This window comes from uncultured Duncaniella sp. (genome assembly GCF_910578445.1).
GTDB lineage: Bacteria > Bacteroidota > Bacteroidia > Bacteroidales > Muribaculaceae > Duncaniella.
This window is the reverse complement of record NZ_CAJTQC010000071.1, coordinates 1-803: the sequence shown is the minus strand read 5'-3', so window position 1 is coordinate 803 and position 803 is coordinate 1. Positions and strand designations below refer to the sequence as shown.

Genomic DNA, 803 nt, shown 5'->3' with positions numbered 1-803 from the left:
GCCATCTGTTCAAGTTGTTCAAACAGACTTGCCTTTATTCCCGAATCATCGAATAACGTCAGTTTCTTGCGCCAATCGTCAGTAGCGTTAAGGTCAGGAACAAGCAACACCTCTCTTCCTCGTAGTGCTTGGATTGCCTCGTGGTTGAGACAACTGCACTTTCCACCTGTGGCGAGCCACAGATATTGCGGGAGGTAATGAGTTGCGAGTATTGCAGTCTTCTCACTCTCCACGATAGCCACCGGCTTATCTCGGATATAAGGGAGTAGATGCTCACCGAAGAAACATTGGGTCAGTTTGTAGTCAGGCAATCTCAGCACCGAGTGTACCCAGTTGATGTGCGGGAATGGAGCCTGTACACGATGCCCTGTCAATCGGTCATACAGCATAATCTTTCCACTACGGACTTCACCGTCATTTGAGATTTGCCAGAATACCGTGGCTCCTTGCCAATGCTTTGATGTGCCCACCCGATACATCTCCATCAGTCGGGTTGCCTCGTCACTGCCGATTACAGTTGCCACGAAAGCGAACAGATTATTGCGGTCGTATCCCCGCATGGTGGCCGCCACCATTACATCATCAATCCTGTTCATAGGTAGTAACTTTGTTAGCGGAGTAACATGAAAGCTTCTGATACCATCCTTGTCGTATGCGACGGAACAGGGTATTGAGATTGCGGGTAAGGAACATCTTGAATGTATGGTCTTTCATTCCGAACCGCTCGGCTATACGGATGCCGTCGGCGGTGGAAGGTGACTTTCTTCTTGATACCGGCATCTTTAAGCCATTTCTTGAACGGC

The 803-nt window shown here is 49.2% G+C and carries 2 protein-coding genes; both read right to left on the bottom strand.

All coding sequences use genetic code 11. The annotated features are described in order from the left end of the window. A partial coding sequence (locus QZ311_RS12360; protein WP_297068528.1) for a DUF6371 domain-containing protein occupies positions 1 to 596 on the bottom strand: 596 nt, incomplete at its 3' end. After that, positions 583 to 803, bottom strand: a 221-nt coding sequence (locus tag QZ311_RS12355; RefSeq protein WP_297068526.1) for a hypothetical protein, incomplete at its 5' end; no start/stop codon positions are given. The genes QZ311_RS12360 and QZ311_RS12355, both read right to left, overlap by 14 nt.